This window comes from Sphingomonas sp. Root710, from assembly GCF_001429065.1.
Lineage (GTDB): Bacteria > Pseudomonadota > Alphaproteobacteria > Sphingomonadales > Sphingomonadaceae > Rhizorhabdus.
The window spans coordinates 842,239-858,323 of the sequence record NZ_LMIB01000001.1 but is presented as its reverse complement, the minus strand read 5'-3'; the positions used below and the strand labels follow the sequence as shown (position 1 = coordinate 858,323).

Sequence of the window (16,085 nt, the reverse complement as noted above, 5' to 3'; positions counted from 1 at the left end):
GAAGATCACTTGCGGCCGAACAGTTTCTCGATATCGCCATGCCCGAGCTTGATCCAGGTCGGCCGGCCGTGGTTACACTGGCCAGAATGCGGCGTCACCTCCATTTCGCGGAGCAGCGCGTTCATCTCGGCGACCGACAGGGTTCGGCCGGCGCGCACCGAGCCATGGCAGGCCATGGTGGCGGCGACATGGTCGAGCTTCTCCTTCAGCGACAGCGCCTGATCATAGGCCCCCAATTCATCGGCGAGATCGACCACCAGCCCCCGCACGTCGCCCTGCCCGAGCAATGCCGGGGTGGCGCGGACGAGCATCGCCTTCGGACCGAAGCGTTCGAGTTCGAGGCCCATTTCCTCGAGCTCACCGATGCGTGCCTCGAGCCGGTCGCAGCCGACGTCATCGAGCTCGACCACCTCCGGCAACAGCAGCGCCTGGCGCGAGACGCCGCCCTCGGCCATCGCCTTGCGCATCCGTTCGAGAACCAGCCGCTCATGCGCGGCATGCTGATCGACAATCACGAGACCATCCTCGGCTTCCGCGACGATATAGGTCGCCGCCACCTGCCCGCGCGCCACGCCCATCGGAAAGGCCTTGTGCTCCGGCGGCGCGGCATAAGCGGGTTCGGCGCGCGCCATCGGCTGCGGCACATAGTCGGCCACGCGATCCCATACGCTGCCCTGCCCGTTCGCGGCCGCCATGGCGGGAAAGGCGAAGCCGTTGGGAATCGACGAGGGCGACGGCGATCCGCCGCCTGCCTGCCAATTGCCCAGCGCGCCCGCCGACGGCCGCTGGACGCTGCGATGGCCTGCGGCATCGAGCGCGGCGCGCAGGCCGCCGACGATCATCCCGCGCACCAGCCCCGGATCGCGGAAGCGGACCTCGGTCTTGGCCGGGTGGACGTTCACGTCGACCAGATCACCCGGCAAATCGACGAACAGCGCCACCACCGGATGCCGGTCGCGCGCCAGCATGTCCTGATAGGCCGCACGCACCGCGCCAATCAGCAGCCGGTCCTTCACCGGCCGGCCGTTGACGAACAGGAACTGATGGTCGGCGACGCCTCGGTTGAAGGTCGGGAGCCCGGCGACCCCCGTCAGCGACACCGCTTCCCGGGCGAAATCGACCGCGACGCTGTTCTCGGCCAGGTCACGGTCGGTCAGCGCCGCGACGCGGTCCACCCGCGCCTCGCCGGGCGCGGTCAGGATCGCCCGCCGCCCCTCATGCTCCAGGGTGAAGCCGATATCGGGCCGCGCCATGGCGAGCCGCTTGATGACGTCGACGCAGGCGGCATATTCGGCGCGCGCCGAGCGCAGGAATTTGCGGCGGGCGGGGACCTTGGCGAACAGGTTGGATACCCTGATCCGCGTGCCCGGGGGCAGCGCGGCGGGCCCCTCCCCGGCCAGCTGGCCATGATCGATCCGGCGATACCAGCCATCCGCGCCGCGCACCCGGCTCTCGATCGTCAGGTCGGCGACGCTGCCGATCGAGGGCAGCGCCTCGCCGCGGAAGCCCAGGGTCGTCACCGCCTCGATCGCGTCGTCGGGCAATTTGGACGTCGCATGCCGTTCGAGCGCGAGCGCGATCTCCTCGGGCATCATGCCGCATCCGTCGTCGGCGACATCGATCGAAGAAAGTCCGCCTTCTGAGAGGCTTACCGAGACACGCGTCGCTCCCGCGTCGATCGCGTTCTCGACAAGTTCCTTGAGCGCGCTGGCGGGTCTTTCGACCACTTCACCGGCAGCTATGCGATTCACCAGATGCTCTGGCAGGCGGCGTATTGACATGACCCTAGCTCTAGCCCAAGCGGCAGCTTTCCGCATCCCTTGATAGCAGCCCGGTTTCAGGGCTTCATCGGGGCGATGCGCGCATAGCCAGACCGGCTTTGGGGCGGGCCAAGAAAGACGGACGAAAGCATGTTCCTGCAGCGCTATTTCAAATTCATGTCGCACGATATGGCGATCGACCTCGGTACCGCGAATACGGTCGTTTACGTGCGCGGTCGGGGTATCGTCCTGAACGAGCCGTCGGTGGTGGCGATCGAGACGATCAATGGCGTCAAGCGCGTCCGCGCCGTCGGTGACGACGCCAAGCTTATGATGGGCAAGACCCCCGGCTCGATCGAGGCGATCCGCCCCTTGCGCGATGGCGTCATTGCCGACATCGACGTCGCCGAGCAGATGATCAAGCACTTCATCCAGAAGGTGCATGGGCCGCGCCGCTTCCCGCGCTGGCCCGAAATCGTGATCTGCGTGCCGTCGGGATCGACATCGGTCGAGCGCCGCGCGATCCGTGACGCCGCGTCGAACGCGGGCGCGTCGCAGGTCTGGCTCATCGAGGAACCGATGGCCGCCGCGATCGGCGCGGGCATGCCCGTCACCGAACCGATCGGATCGATGGTGGTCGATATCGGCGGCGGCACGACTGAAGTCGCGGTGCTGTCGCTGCGCGGCCTCGCCTACACCACCTCGGTCCGCGTCGGCGGCGACAAGATGGACGAAGCGATCGGTTCCTATGTCCGCCGCAACCATAATCTGCTGATCGGCGAAGCCACCGCCGAGCGGATCAAGCAGGAAGTCGGCGTCGCCAAGATGCCGGCCGACGGCAAGGGCGAGACGATCCACATCAAGGGCCGCGACCTCGTCAACGGCGTGCCCAAGGAGATCACCATTACCCAGGCGCAGATCGCCGAAGCGCTGACCGAACCGGTCTCCGCGATCGTCGAGGGCGTCCGGATCGCGCTGGAAAACACCGCGCCCGAACTGGCCGCCGACATCGTCGACCAGGGCATCGTCCTCACCGGCGGCGGCGCGCTGCTCACCGGTATCGACGAAGTGCTGCGCGAAGCGACCGGGCTTCCGGTGTCGATCGCCGACGATCCGCTCACCTGCGTTGCGCTGGGCACCGGACGCGCGCTGGAAGACCCGGTCTTCCGCGGCGTGCTCCAGACCGCCTGAACGGCCCTGATCGGCAATGGCGGCGCCCCGCCACCGGCGTCGAGGCTTTTCACGCCGCGTCCAATATGGCCTGTTCGCGGGCTATGTGATCGCGACCGTCGGGCTGGTGGCGGCGTTCGCGCTGCTGCTGATCGCGCGTTTCGATCCCAAGGCATTTGGGACGCTGCGCGGCGTGGTCGTCGATGCGAGCGCGCTGTTCACCGGTGCAGGCCGTGCGGGCGTGCGCGGGCTCTATGCCGCCGGCGAGGAGATCGATGCCTATTTCGAGGCGGGCAGCCAGAATCTGTCGCTGCGCCGCGAACTGGCGGCGGAACGGCGCGCCGTGATTGCCGCCAAGGCCATCGCCGCCGAAAACGCACGACTGAAGAAGCTCGCCCGTCTTATCGAGCATCTGCCGGCGCCGATATTGTCGGCGCGGCTGATCGGATCGACCCCCAGCGGCCAGCGGCGTTTCGCCACTCTCGCCGCGGGCACTGCGGAAGGCGTGCGGCCGGGCATGACGGTGCGGTCGCCCGAGGGCCTGGTGGGCCGCGTCTTCGAGAGCGGGATCTTCGCGTCGCGCGTCCTGCTGCTCACCGATGGCGAAACCGCCGTGCCGGTGCGCATCACCCGCAACGGGGTCGCCGCGCTCGCCACCGGCCAGGGCGACGGCACGATGGAAATACGCGGACTGATCGCCGGGGGCAGCCCGTTCCGGCGCGGCGATCTGGCCGTCACCTCGGGCACCGGCGGCGTCTATTCGCCTAATGTGCCCGTTGCCGTGATCACCTCGGTGCGCAACGACCGGGCGATAGCGCATCCCCTTGCCGATCCCGCTCGCGCCGATTTCGCAACGGTCTATCCCATCTTCCAGGCGCCCGTGCAGGAGCTGCCGGCGCAGCCCAAGCCATGATCGTGCGCCGCGACACTAACCCCTATGCGGAGAAGCCGCCGCTCCGTACGATCGCGGTGCCGGTAGGATCGATCCTGCTCGGCTCGACCATGGGGCTCGTCCCGATCATCGCGACCGAACCGATCGTTCCTCCCTTCGGCCTGATGCTGCTGCTCGCCTGGCGGTTGCTGAGGCCGGAACTATGGGCAGCCTGGGCAGCGCTGCCGCTCGGACTGGCCGACGACCTGATCAGCGGTCATTATCTCGGCACCTCTATGATGTTGTGGACGGTGGCGCTGCTGGTGCTCGATTGGGTCGATCATGTTCTGGTCTGGCGCGACTGGTGGATGGAGTGGCTGATCGCCGCCATAGCCATCACCGCCATCGACGTTGGCGCCTGGGCGCTGTCGCAACCGCTCGCAAGCCATACCCCGCTGTCCACCCTCATGCCGCAGCTGGTCGGCGCTATCCTGCTCTTTCCGGCTGTGTTGCGGCTGACCGCATCGCTCGACCGATGGCGGCTGAAGCGATGAAGCGCGGCCGCATCATCACCGAACAGAGCCAGAATTTCTCGTTCACCCGCCGGGCGTTCGTGCTGGGCGGCCTGCAGGCCGGGGTCGGCGGGCTGCTCGCGGCGCGGATGGCCTGGCTCTCCGTCGCGCAGAACGAACGCTATACGACCTTGTCCGAAAGCAATCGGGTCCAGCTGACCCTCGTGCCGCCGCGCCGCGGCTGGATCATCGATCGCGCCGGCAAGCCGATCGCGATCAACCGCACTACCTTCCGCGTCGACATCATCCCCGATCAGCTGAAACATGCCGATGCCGTCCTCGGCCAGCTTCAGCAACTGCTTGCGCTGACCGCCGACGATCTCGAGCGGATCCGCGACGATCTCGCCAAGGCGCGCGGCTATCAGCCGGTGCCGGTCGCCGAGAATATCGATTATGAACGCTTCGCCGCGGTCAGCGTGCGGCAATCGTCCTTGCCCGGCGTCGCGCCCGCCAGCGGCTATGGCCGCTATTATCCCGCGGGCGCAGCTGTCGCGCATCTCGTCGGCTATGTCGGCCCCGCCTCCGCGGCTCAATATGACAAGACGCGTGACCCGCTGCTGATCACACCCGGATTCAAGATCGGCAAGGAAGGTCTTGAACGGAAAATGGAAAAGTGGCTCCGCGGCAAACCCGGAGCCAAGCGCAGCGAGGTCACCGCGCATGGCAAGGTCGTCCGCGAGCTGACGACCCGGCCGGAAATGGTCGGCAACGCGCTGCAACTCACCATCGACGCGGGGCTGCAACGCTATACCGCGAGCCGGCTCGGCAGCGAGAGCGCCTCGGCGGTGATGATCGACACCCGGACGGGGGGCATCCTCGCCATGGCGTCGATGCCCGCCTTCGATCCGAACAGCTTTTCCGACGGCATCAGCCATGCCGAATGGGACCAGCTGTCGAATGACGATCATCTGCCGCTGACCAACAAGGTGATGCAGGGGCTCTATCCGCCGGGATCGACCGTCAAGCCAATGGTTGCGCTGGCGCTGCTCGAGGCCGGGGTGGACCCCAACCAGACCGTCACCTGTTCGGGAAGATACCGGCTCGGCAACAGCTATTTCCACTGCTGGCGGCACGGCGGGCACGGCAGCGTCGACATGCACCGGGCCGTCGCGGCGAGTTGCGACATATATTTCTACACCATGGCGCGGTTGATCGGGATCGACCGGATCGCGGCGATGGCGCGGCAACTGGGCCTCGGCGAGGAATATGAATTGCCGATGCCGTCGCAGCGCTATGGCACGGTGCCCGATACCGAGTGGAAGGCGCGCCGCTACAAGGGCGCGCGCTGGACGACCGCCGACACGCTCAACGCGACGATCGGCCAGGGCTATATGCTCGCCAATCCGCTCCAGCTGGCGGTGATGGCCGCCCGGATCGCCAGCGGCACCGCCCTCGCCCCCCGACTGATCGTCAACAAGCGCTATCCCCCGCAAGGCGGCGCGCTCGATGTCTCGCCCGAGCATCTCGCGCTCGTCCGCGATGCGATGAGCGGCGTCGTCAACGGTCCGTTCGGCACGGGCGGTTCGGGGCGGCTGAACCTCGATGCCAACACGCTGATGGCGGGCAAGACCGGCACCGCGCAGGTCCGCCGCATCACCATGGCGATGCGCGCGGCGGGCGGCGAGTTCGGCGGCTATGGCGTGCCCTGGAAATATCGCGACCATGGCCTGTTCGTCGGCTTCGCGCCGGTGGTCGATCCCCGCTATGCGGTGGCTGTCGTGATCGAGCATGGCATGCACGGCGCGGCGGGCGCGCCGATCGCGCGCGACATGATCACCTATATGTACGATCGCAAGCGGGCCGAGGAACGGCTGGCTTTCCTCGAGGAAGGCTGGGGCGGCTCGATCGAGGCGCGGATGGCGCGCAAGGCCGAGGCCTGGAGCCATCGCAACGACCCCGAGCCAATGGCGGCCGACGCCCCCTCCCCGCCGCCCGCCGCCGCGCCCGCGCCACCGCCGGCCGCGGCCCCCGGCCAGAGCGAGGCGGACCTCGAATGAGCCGCGATTCCATCGTCCCCGCGCCGCTGCAGCATCTGCCCTGGCGCGTGCTCGCGCTGGTTGCCGCGATCGGGGGTTTCGGCCTGATCGTGCTCTATTCGGCCGCCGGCGGCAGCATGACGCCATGGGCGCTGTCCCAGGGCATCCGCTTCCTGATGTTCATCGGCCTGGCGATCTTCATCTCCTGGGCCGGCGAAGCGCGGCTCAAGATGGCGGCGCTGCCCACCTATGCCGTCCTGGTTCTGCTGCTGATGGCCGTGGAGCTGTTCGGCTTCGTCGGGGGAGGCAGCCGGCGCTGGCTCGATCTCGGCTTCATCCGGCTGCAGCCGTCCGAACTGATGAAGCCGGTGATCGTCCTCGCCGTGGCGCGCTTCTACGATCTTCTGCCCGCGAGCGAAATCCGCCGCTGGAGCGCGGTGTGGCCGCCCGCGCTGCTGATCGGCGTCCCCGCCCTGCTCGTGCTCGTCCAGCCCGATCTGGGCACCGCGCTGATGATCTGCGCGGGCGGCATCACCGTCGCCTTTCTCGCCGGGCTGCCGCTGCGCCTGTTCGGCGGCGCGGCGCTGGCGCTCGCGGCCGCTTTCCCGATCGCCTATTCGCTGATGCACGACTATCAGCGCGACCGGATCACGACCTTCCTCAACCCCGAGAACGACCCGCTCGGCACCGGTTACCACATCATCCAGTCGAAGATCGCGATCGGATCGGGCGGGGTGTTCGGCAAGGGCTTCCTCGACGGCACCCAGAGCCATCTCGACTATCTCCCCGAACGTCACACCGACTTCGTCTTCGCGACGATGGCGGAGGAATGGGGGCTGGCCGGCGGCGTCCTGCTGATCCTCGCCTATATGCTGGTGATCCGCTGGGGCATGCGCGTGGCAGGCCGTGCGCGCAGCCGCTTCGCCCGGCTGACCGCCGCGGGGCTCGCCACCACGATCTTCTTCTATGTCGCGATCAACCTGATGATGGTGATGGGGCTGGCGCCCGTCGTCGGCATACCGCTGCCGATGGTGTCGTTCGGCGGCTCGGCGATGATGACCGTGCTGATCTGCATCGGCATGCTGATGGCGATCGACCGCTCGTCACGCCCGGCCTGATCCTGATCTTAACCGGTAGGCCGCCATTTTCGGGCGTTTTTCGGAAGAAAGTCACGGCTCCGAAAAATTATCGTTGAAGACGGTTTACATCCCGCCCGACCCGATGCTAATGGCGCGCCTCCACGACGGGAAGCCAACACCCGACAGACGGATAAGTGGACGCATAGCTCAGTTGGTAGAGCAGCTGACTCTTAATCAGCGGGTCCTAGGTTCGAGCCCTAGTGCGTCCACCAAATCCCTTAAAATCAATATTTTAGCTAAGACATCGGCCGACCGGTCGCCCGGCATGTCCGCGCGCAATGCCGCAGATGGAGCAGCGCCCCGCATTCGTGACGCGCGGGTCGGGGGACAGGCCTCCGCCTTCGTCAAGCGAGCATTCGGCTGGCGCGTCGGCGCCTTATTTCGCGCCGAAGTTCGGGAAGCCGTAATTCTGCGCCACCAGCATCGTGTGCGTGCCCGCGACATGGTTCACCACCTGGACGACCTCGCGCGTGTAGCGCAGCAGGTTGTAGGGGTTGCGGTAGGACGCGCTGATCAGGATGTCGAAGGCGTTCGAACCGTGGATGATGCTGGCGTTGGTCAGCAACAACGGCAGCTTGCCGCCATCGAGATTCTCCTCGATCCAGATTCGCGACCGGTCGATGATCTCGGTGACGATGCGCTCCTGCGACGGCTCGGCGCCTTCGCGCGTCCCTTCCCAGGACAGCCGTTCCTCGCGCAACGAGCCGAGATCGACCGACACCGCGATCATGCCCTGTTCGGGCAGCTGGATCTTTTCCGAATGGCCGCGCGGCCATAGGACCTCGCCGATCGTCCCGTCGCTGATCAGCCGTGACAGCGCCCGGGCGACCGCCTGCCGCTCATTCTCGCTCAGGCCGGGTTCGCCATCCTTCTCGAACCATTTGAGCAGCGACGGGCTGTCGAGCAGGCTCTGCCGGTCGAGCAGCCGCGGAAACTCCGCCGCCAAGGCACGGAGAATGCGCTCGGACGCACTTGCACGGCGCGCCGAGGCCGTATCGTCACTATCCTTCATGCTGCTCCCGCTATTCTGTTGAGCCCGCTACTGCCGTACCGGGACGGCGCCATCACCTTCTTTATCGCAGGATGGCTGTCCCGCGCGAATCGACCAACGACCGCTCCGCCCGATGGACCGTCCTGAAACGGACCCGTCCGCGTCAGGCCGGCACCCTGGCCAGCGCATCGCGCACCGCCGCGACGGCCTCGCTTGCCTTGCCGCCGTCAGGACCGCCGCCCTGCGCCATGTCCGGCCTTCCGCCGCCGCCCTGCCCGCCCAGCGCCGCCACCGCCGCCTTGACGAGATCGACCGCGCTGATCCGGTCGGTCAGGTCGCCGGTCACGCCAGCGGCGACGCTGGCGCGGCCTTCATTGATCCCGACGATCAGCGACACGCCCGACCCGAGACCCGTTTTCGCATCATCGACGAGGCCCCGCAGCCCCTTGGGATCGAGACCTTCGATGACCTGCGCCAGGAACTTCACGCCGGCCACATCTTCCGGCCCCGCCGCTTCGGCCTTGCCTCCGCCGCCCAGCGCCAGCGCCTTCCTGGCCTCCGCAAGTTCGCGCTCGAGCTTGCGACGCTCCTCGACCAGCGCAGCGATCCGCGCGGGGACATCGTCGGGCGACGTCCTGAGGGCGGCAGCGGCTTCCTTCAGCCGCTCGTCGCGCTGGGTCAGCCACAGCCGGGCCGCCTCGCCGGTCAGCGCCTCAATGCGGCGCACCCCGCTCGACACCGCGCTCTCGGAGACGATCTTGAACAGCGCGATATCGCCGAGCGCGGAGACATGCGTGCCGCCGCACAGCTCGACCGAATAGCTGTTGTCATCGGCCCGGCCCATCGACAGGACGCGGACTTCCTCGCCATATTTCTCGCCGAACAGCGCCATCGCGCCCGCTTCGATCGCCGCGTCAGGGGTCATCAGCCGGGTCATGACCTCGTCATTCTCGCGGATGTGCAGGTTCACCTCGGCTTCCACCGCCGCGATATCCTCAGGGCTCAGCGCCTTGGGGTGCGAGAAGTCGAACCGCAGGCGATCGGCAGCGACTAGGCTGCCCTTCTGGGTGACGTGGCCGCCCAGGCGCTTGCGCAGCGCCGCGTGCAGCAGGTGGGTCGCCGAATGGTTGGCGCGGATCTGCGTCCGGCGCGTACCGTCGACGCTCAGATGCAGCGCGTCGCCCGGCTTGACGCCGCCGCTCACCACCTTGCCGCGATGCGCGTGGATGCGGCCGAGCGGCTTCGCGGTATCGCTGATCTCGATGACCAGGCCATTATCGCCGGTGATCCGGCCGGCATCGCCCATCTGGCCGCCGCTTTCGCCGTAGAAAGGCGTCTGGTTGGTAACGAGGGTGACCTCGTCGCCCGCCGCGGCGGCGTCGACACGCTTGCCGTCCTTGACGATCGCGAGCAGCTGGCCGTCGCCTTCCTCGCTGACATAGCCTGTGAACTCGGTGCCGCCATGTTCCTCGGCGATGTCGAACCAGACCTCATCCGACGCCTTCTCGCCCGAGCCTTTCCAGGCAGCGCGCGCCGCGGCCTTCTGCTCGGCCATCGCCGCATCGAAGCCGGCGCGGTCGACGCCGAGATCCTGGGCGCGCAGGGCGTCCTCGGTCAGGTCATAGGGAAAGCCGAAGGTGTCGTAGAGCTTGAAGGCGACTGCGCCGGGCAGGACATCGCCAGCCTTCATGCCGCCCGTCGCCTCGTCGAGCAGGCGAAGGCCATTGGCGAGTGTCTGGCGGAAGCGCGTTTCCTCGAGCTTCAGCGTCTCCTCGATCAGCGGCTGCGCGCGGACGAGATCGGGATAGGCCGCGCCCATCTCGGCAACCAGGCTGGGCACCAGGCGGTGCATCAGCGGCTCGGCCGCGCCCAGCAGATGGGCGTGGCGCATCGCGCGGCGCATGATCCGCCGCAACACATAGCCGCGGCCCTCATTGGCGGGCAGCACGCCGTCGGCGACGAGGAAACCCGCGGCGCGGAGGTGATCGGCGATCACCCGATGCGACGCCTTGTTCGCGCCGTCGGTGGCGGTCTTCGTCAGCTCGCCCGAGGCAGCGATCAGCGCCCTGAAGGTGTCGGTGTCGTAATTGTCATGGACGCCCTGCAGCACCGCGGCGATCCGCTCCAGCCCCATGCCGGTGTCGATCGACGGCTTGGGCAGGTCGATGCGGGTCTCCTTGTCGACCTGCTCATATTGCATGAAGACGAGGTTCCAGATCTCGACGAAGCGGTCGCCGTCCTCCTCCGGGCCGCCGGGAGGACCGCCATAGATATGGTCGCCATGATCGTAGAAGATTTCGGAACAGGGACCGCAGGGGCCGGTGTCGCCCATCGACCAGAAATTGTCCGAGGTGGGGATGCGGATGATCCGGCTCTCGGGCATGCCGATCTTCTTCCAGAGATCGAACGCTTCGTCGTCGGTATGATAGACGGTGACGGTCAGCTTGTCCTTGGGGATGCCCCAAGTGCCGGTCAGCAGGCTCCAGGCGAGGCCGATCGCGCGTTCCTTGAAATAATCGCCGAACGAGAAATTGCCGAGCATCTCGAAGAAAGTGTGGTGCCGCGCCGTGTACCCCACATTGTCGAGGTCATTATGCTTGCCGCCGGCGCGCACGCACTTCTGCGACGAGGTCGCGGTCGAATAAGGGCGTGTCTCCAGGCCGGTGAAGACATTCTTGAACGGCACCATGCCCGCATTGACGAACATCAGCGTGGGATCGTTGTGCGGCACCAGCGGCGCCGATGGCACCGGGGCGTGCCCCTCCTTCGCGAAATGGTCGAGGAACGAGCGGCGGATGTCGTTGGTCGAGGTCATGGGTGCGGCTTAGGCGAGCGAGGGCCGCTTCTCAAGCGGTTCGGCATGTTTCGGGGTATCGTCATGCCGAGCCTGGCTCGGCATGCCCCGCCAGGACGCCGCGATAGAGCTTTTTCACCTCACGCAAAAGCGTATGGCCCGCCCTTTTCCAACGCCGCCTGATAGGCAGGGCGGGTATGGATGCGATCGAGCCAGTCGATGATGGTCGGGCGTTTGCCGTCGAGCTTGAGGCGCTGGCGCGCGGCTTCGAGGGGGAAGCTCATCATGACGTCGGCGGCGGTGAAGGCGTCCCCGGCGAACCATGGCCGCTTGCTGAGTTCAGCTTCGACATAATCGATATGCGTCATCGCGAAGCGGGTGACGAACTTGCGCGCGGGCCAGCCAAAGGGTCCCATCCGCCCTATCATGAGCGACAGGAGCAGCGGCGGCATCAGCGAGCCTTCGGCATAATCGAGGAAATAGCGCCAGCGCAGCGCGGCATCGGGGCCTTCGGGCGGGCCGAGGCGGCCGCCCGCGATCGCCACCAGATATTCGACGATCGTCGCCGTCTCGGCGATGATGCGGCCATCATGCTCGATCAGGGGCGATTTGCCGAGCGGATGAAGCTTCTTGAGCTCGGGCGGCGCGAGCATCGTCTTCCTGTCGCGCTCGTAGCGCGTCACCTGATAGGGAAGGCCGAGTTCTTCGAGCAGCCAGAGGATGCGCTGCGATCGTGAATTTTCGAGATGGTGGACGATGATCGTCATGCCGGCTCCCATGAATGAGCCGCAGACACCCCCGTCAGCCCGGCTCGTTCACATAGACGGCCAATTCGTTACCCGAAGGCTCGCGGAAGTGGAAGCGGCGGCCACCGGGGAAGGCGAATATCGGCCGGACGATTACGCCGCCCGCCGCCTCGACCGAAGCCTGCGCGGCCTCGAGATCGTCGGTCTCGATCACCGCGAGCGGCCCCTTGGTCGCTTCGGCCGGATCGCCGTTGAGGCCAAGATCGGTGCCCTGCCCCATCGTCGCGGCATAGTCGGGTCCGAAGCCGGTGAGCGACCAGCCAAAGGCCTTTTCGAAGAAGGCCTTGCTGCCGGCGGTGTCACCGACCGGCAGCTCGACATAGTTGAGACGTGCGATCATCGCGCGTTCCTCAGAGATCGTCGTCCTCGGACGGGCCGGCCATCAGCGCCTCGCCGACATCGTCGCTGTTGCCGCGGATTGCCGCTTCGAGCTTGGCGGCCAGCTCAGGGTTCTCGCGGAGGTAGGTCTTGGAGTTCTCGCGGCCCTGACCGATGCGGATCGAATCATAGCTGAACCAGGCGCCCGACTTCTCGACCAGCCCGGCCTTGACGCCGAGATCGATAAGTTCGCCGACCTTGGACACGCCCTCGCCATACATGATGTCGAACTCGACCTGCTTGAACGGCGGCGCGACCTTGTTCTTGACGACCTTAACGCGGGTCGCGTTGCCGACGACCTCGTCGCGATCCTTGATCGAACCAGTGCGGCGGATATCGAGCCGGACCGAGGCGTAGAATTTGAGCGCGTTGCCGCCGGTCGTCGTCTCGGGCGAACCATACATCACGCCGATCTTCATGCGGATCTGATTGATGAAGATGACGAGGCACTTCGAACGGCTGATCGAACCGGTGATCTTGCGCAGCGCCTGGCTCATCAGGCGGGCCTGCAGGCCGACATGGCTGTCGCCCATCTCACCCTCGATTTCGGCCCTCGGCACCAGCGCCGCGACCGAATCGATCACCAGCACGTCGATCGCGTTCGAACGCACCAGCGTGTCGGCGATCTCGAGCGCCTGCTCGCCCGTGTCGGGCTGCGAGACGATCAGTTCGTCGATGTCGACGCCCAGCTTCTTGGCATAGACCGGGTCGAGCGCATGTTCGGCGTCGACGAAGGCGGCGGTGCCGCCCGCCTTCTGCGCCTCGGCGATCGCGTGGAGCGCCAGCGTGGTCTTGCCCGAGCTTTCCGGCCCGAATATTTCGACGATACGGCCCTTCGGCAGACCGCCGATGCCCAGCGCGATATCGAGCCCGAGCGATCCGGTCGAGATCGCCTCGACCTGCATCGCTTCCCGCGAGCCGAGCTTCATCGCCGAGCCCTTGCCGAAGGCGCGATCGATCTGCGCCAGTGCGGCTTCGAGGGCCTTTTGTCTGTCCATATTTGCCGCGTCCTTCTCGGATCCGATGAGCTTCAATTGAGCCGCCATTGCGTTCACTCCCTCGTAGATCGGGTGACCCGAACGTTCAAACTGGAAGTTGTGTACACATAATGTTCCATCAGAACAAGAGGGAAACATTCGTGGTTTGTTCCAGGCTTTGGAGGCTAGCCGACCGCCTCTGCGCGTGCGTGGTCGGCGAGCGCCTCGCGCGCCGCCTGCCCGATCTGCTGGACCGAGAAGGGCTTGGGCAGGAAGCCGATATTCTCGAGGTCGATCGACTTACGCAGCTGTTCCTCCGCATAGCCCGACATGAAGATGATCGGCAGATCGGGCCGCTTCTCGCGTGCGGCGCGGGCCATGGTCGGGCCGTCCATCGTCGGCATCACCACATCGGAAATGACGAGATCGATCGGCTCCGTCCCCGCCTCTATCACCTCCAGCCCCTCCTCCCCGTTCGTCGCGGTGAGGATCTTGTAGCCCTGCCGTGCCAGCGCGCGCTCGGCGACGGCGCGCACCATCGCCTCGTCCTCGACCAGCAGGATCGTGCCCGTCCCCCACAATTCGGGGCTGGCCTCCTTGGGCGCGGCGCGCGGGGCCGCGACATTGGCCGGCGCCTCATGGACCGGCAGATAGATGACGAAGCTCGTGCCCCTGCCGATCTCGCTCTCGGCGAAGATGAACCCGCCGGTCTGCTTGACGATACCGTAGACGGTGGACAGGCCGAGGCCGGTGCCCTTGCCGACCTCCTTCGTGGTGAAGAAGGGCTCGAAGATCTTGGTGATGATATCAGGCGCGATGCCGCTGCCGGTGTCGGTCACCTTCATCGCGGTATATTCGGTGACGGGCATGATCTCGATGCCGAGCCGCCGGACGTCGGCCTGGGAGAGGCCATAGGTCTGGATCGTCAGCGTGCCGCCATCGGGCATGGCGTCGCGCGCGTTGACCGCGAGGTTGACGATCACCTGCTCCAGCTGCCCAGGATCGGCGCGCACGGTGCCGAGGTTGCGGCCGTGCCGGACCTCGAGATGCACCGTCTCGCCAAGCAGCCGCTTGAGAAGGTTTGAGATTTCCGAGATGACGTCGGGAATCTGCAGGATCTGCGGGCGCAGCGTCTGCTGGCGTGAAAAGGCCAGCAACTGGCGGGTCAGGGCCGCCGCGCGGTTCGAATTATGCTTGATCTGCTGGATGTCGTCATAATCGCTGTCGCCGGGAATGTGGCGCATCGTCATCAGGTCGCAATGGCCGATGATCGCGGTCAGGATATTGTTGAAGTCATGCGCGACGCCGCCGGCAAGCTGGCCGACCGCCTGCATCTTCATCGCCTGCGCCACCTGGCGCTTCAGCTTCGATTCCTCGCTATTGTCCTTGAGGCTGAGGAGAACCGCGGCATTGCCCAGCCCCTTGGCCGCCGCGATGGTGAGCGAGACATTCTCCTCGGGCCGCGCCTTGAGCCGCACCGACAGGTCGCTGGCCGACCCGCGGCCCGCCGAGAAGCGGCGAACGGCATCTGACACCGCCGCCTTGTCCTCCTCGACGACCAGATCGCCCGGATAAACGATCGCCGAGTCGGGACCCAGCCCCGCCGCCCGGCGGAACGGCGCGTTCATGAACAACACCCGGCCATCGCGCTCGGCTACGGCAAGGCCCAGCGGCAACATGCCGAGCAGGGCGTGAAGGTCGCCGGTCGCGGCCGCGCGGGTGGCACTGCCCGCGGCGCCCGCCGGTTCGTCGAGGAGCAGGAAAAGCGTCGCATTAACGGCGCTCTGCTCGTCGAGCGGAATCTGGATCAGCCGCACCGGATCGGCGCTGGCCGGATCGGCGGCAAGGCGGATGACGTCGCCATCGCTGCGCAGCAGTTCGGCGAAGGCCCACCCTGCGCTCGGCGCTTCGGCGGATCCCAAAGCGCGCTGCAGGAAGACGCGGTTGGCCTCGATGCCGATACCGTTGCCGTCGACGAGCGCCGCCATCACTCCGGCGCTGCCGATCCGCCGGCCGATGTCGCTGCCCAGGATGCGCACCATATCGGATACACTGTCGAACTGGCCCGAGCGGCGGAAGCGCCACACCAGGTGGCCATCCTCATTACCCGCGCGGCGCACGATCACGTCGATGAAGCCACGGTCGGTCTGCACCTTGGACAGCGCCGCGCGCCCATCGCGCCGGGCCGCCACAGCGGCGGCGGCGAGCCGGGTCCGGACGTCGAGTTCGAGGGGCAGTTGCGGCGGCACCGGCAGGCCGCCGAACCATGCTTCGAACGGCCGATTGGCGCAGATCAGCTCCCCGCCCGGCCCAGTGATCGCGATCGCCGTCTCCGCATCCTCGATGCTGCCGCGCAACAAGCCGATATCGGTCTGCCGGACGGGGCGGACATGGATCTGGGCGCGAATCATCGCGACCAGCAGGATCATGCCGATGCCCAGGCAGAAGGCGAGCATGAACAGGCCCGCGACCAGGAGATTGTCGGTCGCGCCCCAGATCATGCCCGCCATGCCCACCGAGGCGACCAGCGTCAGCAATCCGAGCAGGGCATTCAGCACCACGCGCCCGGATGAAGCGGACATGGTCGTGGCGGGGAGCGAAGTCGGCATGGCCGCCTTGTCCCCCCGCCCCCATGGCCTCGTCAAGCGGGC

General features: G+C 66.8%; 12 protein-coding genes and 1 tRNA gene. 6 read left to right on the top strand and 7 right to left on the bottom strand.

Annotated elements, in window-relative coordinates; genetic code table 11:
• Positions 1-5: 5 nt before the first annotated feature.
• Positions 6-1,781 (bottom strand): DNA mismatch repair endonuclease MutL, encoded by a 1,776-nt coding sequence (gene mutL / locus ASE00_RS03960; RefSeq protein ID WP_056377869.1) that lies wholly within the window; start codon positions 1,779-1,781, stop codon positions 6-8.
• Positions 1,782-1,910: 129 nt separating this feature from the next.
• Here mutL and ASE00_RS03955 point away from each other — a divergent pair, with 129 nt between their 5' ends.
• The 6 genes from ASE00_RS03955 to ASE00_RS03930 all read left to right on the top strand — a co-directional run bounded on the left by ASE00_RS03955 (position 1,911) and on the right by ASE00_RS03930 (position 7,700).
• A complete protein-coding gene (locus ASE00_RS03955) occupies positions 1,911-2,951 on the top strand; it encodes a rod shape-determining protein (RefSeq protein WP_056377868.1) in 1,041 nt (346 codons plus the stop codon).
• A gap of 16 nt (positions 2,952-2,967) precedes the next feature.
• Positions 2,968-3,843, top strand: a complete 876-nt coding sequence (gene mreC, locus ASE00_RS03950; RefSeq protein ID WP_056377867.1) for a rod shape-determining protein MreC — start codon at positions 2,968-2,970, stop codon at positions 3,841-3,843.
• Positions 3,840-4,355, top strand: coding sequence for a rod shape-determining protein MreD (mreD, locus tag ASE00_RS03945; RefSeq protein ID WP_056377866.1), 516 nt, complete (start codon positions 3,840-3,842; stop codon positions 4,353-4,355). Before mreC ends, mreD begins: the two co-directional genes overlap by 4 nt.
• Positions 4,352-6,370 carry a penicillin-binding protein 2 gene (gene mrdA, locus ASE00_RS03940; protein ID WP_056379290.1) on the top strand — a complete coding sequence of 673 codons (2,019 nt, stop codon included), beginning with the start codon at positions 4,352-4,354 and terminating at the stop codon, positions 6,368-6,370. The genes mreD and mrdA overlap by 4 nt, the downstream gene beginning before the upstream one ends.
• Entirely contained in the window at positions 6,367-7,467 is a 1,101-nt protein-coding gene (gene rodA, locus ASE00_RS03935; protein WP_056377865.1) for a rod shape-determining protein RodA, read from the top strand. Before mrdA ends, rodA begins: the two co-directional genes overlap by 4 nt.
• A 157-nt stretch (positions 7,468-7,624) precedes the next feature.
• A tRNA-Lys gene (locus ASE00_RS03930) sits at positions 7,625-7,700 on the top strand.
• A 164-nt stretch (positions 7,701-7,864) separates the two neighbouring features.
• Here ASE00_RS03930 and ASE00_RS03925 read toward each other — a convergent pair.
• The 6 genes from ASE00_RS03925 to ASE00_RS03900 all read right to left on the bottom strand — a co-directional run bounded on the left by ASE00_RS03925 (position 7,865) and on the right by ASE00_RS03900 (position 16,043).
• Complete coding sequence (locus tag ASE00_RS03925; protein ID WP_235538535.1) at positions 7,865-8,500, bottom strand: hypothetical protein; 636 nt, start codon at positions 8,498-8,500, stop codon at positions 7,865-7,867.
• Between the two features lie 142 nt (positions 8,501-8,642).
• Positions 8,643-11,294, bottom strand: coding sequence for an alanine--tRNA ligase (gene alaS, locus ASE00_RS03920; protein WP_056377863.1), 2,652 nt, complete (start codon positions 11,292-11,294; stop codon positions 8,643-8,645).
• Positions 11,295-11,413: 119 nt separating this feature from the next.
• Positions 11,414-12,040 carry a glutathione S-transferase family protein gene (locus tag ASE00_RS03915; protein ID WP_056377862.1) on the bottom strand — a complete coding sequence of 209 codons (627 nt, stop codon included), beginning with the start codon at positions 12,038-12,040 and terminating at the stop codon, positions 11,414-11,416.
• A 34-nt stretch (positions 12,041-12,074) separates the two neighbouring features.
• Positions 12,075-12,419, bottom strand: coding sequence for a VOC family protein (locus tag ASE00_RS03910; RefSeq protein WP_200957869.1), 345 nt, complete (start codon positions 12,417-12,419; stop codon positions 12,075-12,077).
• Between the two features lie 10 nt (positions 12,420-12,429).
• Positions 12,430-13,503, bottom strand: coding sequence for a recombinase RecA (recA, locus tag ASE00_RS03905; RefSeq protein ID WP_056377861.1), 1,074 nt, complete (start codon positions 13,501-13,503; stop codon positions 12,430-12,432).
• A 116-nt stretch (positions 13,504-13,619) separates the two neighbouring features.
• Positions 13,620-16,043: a response regulator gene (locus tag ASE00_RS03900; protein WP_056377860.1), complete on the bottom strand. Its 2,424-nt coding sequence runs from the start codon at positions 16,041-16,043 to the stop codon at positions 13,620-13,622.
• Positions 16,044-16,085: the final 42 nt, after the last annotated feature.

What these genes read in the sequence shown, in the direction of transcription:
- mutL (WP_056377869.1), bottom strand. Translation starts at nt 1,781, where the DNA reads ATGTCAATACGCCGCCTGCCAGAGCATCTGGTGAATCGCATAGCTGCC.
- ASE00_RS03955 (WP_056377868.1), top strand. Translation starts at nt 1,911, where the DNA reads ATGTTCCTGCAGCGCTATTTCAAATTCATGTCGCACGATATGGCGATC.
- mreC (WP_056377867.1), top strand. Translation starts at nt 2,968, where the DNA reads ATGGCGGCGCCCCGCCACCGGCGTCGAGGCTTTTCACGCCGCGTCCAA.
- mreD (WP_056377866.1), top strand. Translation starts at nt 3,840, where the DNA reads ATGATCGTGCGCCGCGACACTAACCCCTATGCGGAGAAGCCGCCGCTC.
- mrdA (WP_056379290.1), top strand. Translation starts at nt 4,352, where the DNA reads ATGAAGCGCGGCCGCATCATCACCGAACAGAGCCAGAATTTCTCGTTC.
- rodA (WP_056377865.1), top strand. Translation starts at nt 6,367, where the DNA reads ATGAGCCGCGATTCCATCGTCCCCGCGCCGCTGCAGCATCTGCCCTGG.
- ASE00_RS03925 (WP_235538535.1), bottom strand. Translation starts at nt 8,500, where the DNA reads ATGAAGGATAGTGACGATACGGCCTCGGCGCGCCGTGCAAGTGCGTCC.
- alaS (WP_056377863.1), bottom strand. Translation starts at nt 11,294, where the DNA reads ATGACCTCGACCAACGACATCCGCCGCTCGTTCCTCGACCATTTCGCG.
- ASE00_RS03915 (WP_056377862.1), bottom strand. Translation starts at nt 12,040, where the DNA reads ATGACGATCATCGTCCACCATCTCGAAAATTCACGATCGCAGCGCATC.
- ASE00_RS03910 (WP_200957869.1), bottom strand. Translation starts at nt 12,419, where the DNA reads ATGATCGCACGTCTCAACTATGTCGAGCTGCCGGTCGGTGACACCGCC.
- recA (WP_056377861.1), bottom strand. Translation starts at nt 13,503, where the DNA reads ATGGCGGCTCAATTGAAGCTCATCGGATCCGAGAAGGACGCGGCAAAT.
- ASE00_RS03900 (WP_056377860.1), bottom strand. Translation starts at nt 16,043, where the DNA reads ATGCCGACTTCGCTCCCCGCCACGACCATGTCCGCTTCATCCGGGCGC.